General features: G+C 40.1%; 4 protein-coding genes. All 4 read left to right on the forward strand.

Annotated elements, in window-relative coordinates; all coding sequences use genetic code 11:
- Window positions 1-820: DHH family phosphoesterase (locus AC52RT_RS11065; protein WP_495540797.1), on the forward strand; the 820-nt coding region annotated here is incomplete at its 5' end.
- Window positions 820-1,269: a 50S ribosomal protein L9 gene (gene rplI, locus AC52RT_RS11070; RefSeq protein ID WP_340847475.1), complete on the forward strand. Its 450-nt coding sequence runs from the start codon at window positions 820-822 to the stop codon at window positions 1,267-1,269. The genes AC52RT_RS11065 and rplI, both read left to right, overlap by 1 nt.
- A 131-nt stretch (window positions 1,270-1,400) precedes the next feature.
- A complete protein-coding gene (gene dnaB / locus AC52RT_RS11075) occupies window positions 1,401-2,765 on the forward strand; it encodes a replicative DNA helicase (RefSeq protein WP_040374703.1) in 1,365 nt (454 codons plus the stop codon).
- 219 nt (window positions 2,766-2,984) lie between these two features.
- Window positions 2,985-3,371, forward strand: a 387-nt coding sequence (locus AC52RT_RS11080) for an adenylosuccinate synthetase (protein WP_495540798.1), incomplete at its 3' end; no start/stop codon positions are given.

Raw genomic sequence — 3,371 nt, forward strand, 5'->3', positions numbered from 1 at the left:
GCGCAGACTTATGGAAGAAATTAAAAATAAGCCTGACTTATACGAGCGGTTCATTACTCCTGAGGATGCCACTGAGATGATTACAGATGAAACCCTTCTAGTCGTGGTCGATACGCACAAACCATCTATGCTGATTGAAGAACGGCTCTTAAACCGGATCGATAAAGTGGTTGTCATTGATCACCATCGCCGTGGAGAAGAGTTTATTAATAATTCGCTGCTTGTGTATATGGAGCCATATGCATCATCGACTGCAGAATTAGTAACGGAACTACTTGAATACCAGCCTAAAAGAGGAAAATTAGATATGCTCGAAGCGACAGCCTTATTAGCAGGGATTATTGTCGATACAAAAAGCTTCTCGCTTAGAACGGGATCAAGAACCTTTGATGCGGCTTCCTACTTACGAGCAAGAGGAGCTGACACCGTACTCGTTCAAAAGTTTTTGAAGGAAGATGTCGAAACCTATATCAAACGGTCAAGGTTAATTGAATCCGTGTCTTTTTATAAAGAGGGGATTGCGATTGCTGTTGCTCAACCGAATGATTTCCATGACCAAGTGCTGATTGCGCAGGCAGCAGATACACTCCTGACTATGGATCGTGTTAGTGCATCCTTTGTTGTTGCCTTGCGCTCAGAAGAGGTTGTTGGGATCAGTGCACGTTCACTAGGAGATATCAATGTTCAAATTATTATGGAGATGTTAGACGGCGGCGGTCACTTAACCAATGCGGCAACACAGCAGACTGGTACTGTTCAGGAAGTAGAGTTAAAATTAAAAGCAGCAATAGATGAATATTTAGAAGGAGGACAAACATAATGAAAGTGATCTTTCTGAAAGACGTAAAAGGTAAAGGTAAAAAAGGTGATGTTAAAAACGTAGCTGACGGATATGCACATAACTTCCTGCTTAAGCAAGGATTGGCGGTCGAAGCTAGTAATACAAATGTGAAAACATTAGAAGCACAAAAAAATAAAGAAAATAATTTAGCAGCTGAAGAATTAGAGCAAGCCAAGGAATTAAAAGAGACACTAGAAAAGATTACAGTTGAGTTAGAGGCAAAAGCGGGAGAAGGCGGCCGTCTTTTTGGTTCAATTACAACGAAGCAAATTGCAGCAGAACTTCAAAAAAAACACGGAATTAAACTCGATAAACGAAAAATGGAATTAAATGACGGAATTCGTTCTCTTGGTCACACAAAGGTTGCTGTTAAGCTTCACCCAGAGGTTTCAGCGACATTGACCGTTCATGTTAAAGAAATTAGCTAATTTTAGTGCTTTCATATTTATGAAAAATTGTTAAAATAGAAGTAGATAAAAAATGTGATCGGGCATTAGGTCCTTTCACATTTTTTCTTTGCAGAGCTAAGAGAACCCCTCTAGAATAGGAGGTCAAATAGATGAATGAGGTTTTTCAAGACCGAATACCACCGCAGAATATCGATGCTGAGCAAGCAGTTTTAGGTGCGATATTTTTAGAACCTGCTTCCATGACTGTTACGTCAGAGGTATTAATCCCTGAGGACTTTTACCGCAGCTCTCACCAAAAGATTTATACGGTAATGCTTAAGCTGAATGATCATGGTAAAGCAGTGGATTTAATTACTGTAAGTGAAGAACTTTCAGCTTCAAAGAATTTAGAAGAAATCGGCGGCGTATCCTATTTGAGCGAACTGGCAGGATCCGTACCTACTGCTGCCAATGTTGAATATTATGTAAGAATTGTTGAAGAAAAATCGCTGCTAAGACGGTTAATTCGTACGGCTACTAATATTGCGCAAGAAGGATACAGTCGTGAGGATGAAGTAGAAGAACTGCTAGGTGAAGCAGAAAAAAATATTATGGAGGTTGCACAGCGGAAGAATGCTGGTGCATTCCAAAATATTAAGGATGTACTCGTTCGCACCTACGATAATATTGAAGTTTTGACCAATCGTAAAGGTGATGTGACCGGAATTCCTACAGGATTTACGGAACTAGATCGAATGACAGCCGGATTTCAGCGTAACGATTTAATTATTGTAGCTGCCCGTCCATCAGTAGGGAAAACGGCCTTTGCGCTTAATATCGCTCAGAACGTAGCTACAAAGACCGAAGAAAACGTAGCTATCTTTAGTCTCGAGATGGGTGCTGAACAGCTTGTCATGCGTATGCTGTGCGCTGAGGGTAATATTAACGCCCAGAACCTGCGGACAGGTTCATTAACGGATGAAGACTGGCGGAAACTTACCATGGCAATGGGAAGTCTGTCTAATGCCGGAATCTATATAGATGATACACCAGGTGTTCGAATTGGAGAAATTCGGTCGAAATGCCGTCGTTTAAAACAAGAACAAGGTCTAGGGATGATCTTAATTGATTATCTTCAATTAATTCAAGGGAATGGCCGTTCTGGCGAGAATCGTCAACAAGAAGTTTCGGAGATTTCGCGGTCTCTTAAAGCATTGGCAAGGGAATTACAAGTTCCCGTTATTGCTCTTTCTCAGCTTTCCCGTGGTGTAGAGCAGCGTCAAGACAAACGTCCTATGATGTCTGATATCCGTGAATCAGGAAGTATTGAGCAGGATGCCGATATTGTTGCTTTTCTATATCGTGATGATTATTACGATAAAGAATCTGAGAACAAAGATATCATTGAAATTATTATAGCTAAGCAGCGTAACGGCCCCGTTGGTACAGTTTCACTTGCTTTTGTTAAAGAATATAACAAATTCGTAAATCTTGAACGGCGGTTCGATGATTCCTCGATGCCTCCCGGCGCATGAGTTCTGCACTCTTTCAACTACGAAAGAGTGTATTTTTTTACTGTTTTTATAGTATATCTAGTAGAAATAGAGATAATTCACGAACAAAAAAATATAAAAATGTATAGATTGTTCGTCTATTTGGTTGACTGACACCTTCGTTTATTGGTAAAATAGGTTTGTTTGATAAGAACCCGGTTTGTAAACCGGGAGTACGTAAACCTGTGGAGGTGCTTTGAAATGTCATCAGTGGTAGTAGTTGGAACACAGTGGGGCGACGAAGGTAAAGGTAAAATTACAGACTTTTTATCAGAAAATGCGGAAGCAATCGCACGTTATCAAGGCGGAAATAACGCTGGACATACAATTAAATTTAATGGTGAAACGTATAAACTGCATTTAATTCCTTCTGGAATTTTCTATAGCGACAAAGTGTGTGTAATCGGAAATGGCATGGTAGTTGACCCGAAAGCTTTAGTTGAAGAACTTGCTTATTTACATGAGCGCGGAGTTTCTACAGATAATCTTCGTATTTCAAATCGTGCGCATGTTATTCTTCCTTACCATATAAGACTGGATGAAGTCGAGGAAGAAAGTAAGGGAGCAAATAAAATCGGTACGACTAAA

It is taken from the genome of Peribacillus sp., assembly GCF_059453735.1.

Coding starts and splice junctions, on each gene's coding strand:
- rplI (WP_340847475.1), top strand. CDS start 820: ATGAAAGTGATCTTTCTGAAAGACGTAAAAGGTAAAGGTAAAAAAGGT.
- dnaB (WP_040374703.1), top strand. CDS start 1,401: ATGAATGAGGTTTTTCAAGACCGAATACCACCGCAGAATATCGATGCT.